The sequence below is a fragment of the Halorubrum sp. SS7 genome (assembly GCF_005435055.1).
Taxonomy (GTDB): Archaea; Halobacteriota; Halobacteria; order Halobacteriales; family Haloferacaceae; genus Halorubrum; species Halorubrum salinarum.
In genome coordinates this window covers 1-231 of sequence record NZ_SGXV01000649.1, presented here as the reverse complement: position 1 = coordinate 231, position 231 = coordinate 1, and the positions used below count along the sequence as shown (strand labels likewise).

Annotated in this window: 1 pseudogene; it reads left to right on the top strand. The window is 70.6% G+C overall.

Annotated elements, in window-relative coordinates:
- Positions 1–231 (top strand): annotated as a pseudogene (locus EXE44_RS19485) (tRNA uridine(34) 5-carboxymethylaminomethyl modification radical SAM/GNAT enzyme Elp3); the annotation flags it as partial.

The following is a 231-nucleotide window of genomic DNA, read 5'->3' as shown; positions in this document are numbered from 1 at the left end:
AGTTCGGCTCCCCGAAGGTGCCGAAGAACACCGAGATCCTCGACCACGCCCCGTCCGAGGCGCGCGACGACGTGATCGAGGTGGTCCAGCGCAAGCCCGTCCGGACCGCCTCGGGCGTCTCGCCGGTCGCGATCATGACCTCCCCCGAGCTGTGCCCCCACGGGAAGTGCCTCTACTGTCCCGGCGGTCCGGCCTCGGAGTTCTCCTCGGCGCAGTCGTACACGGGCCACG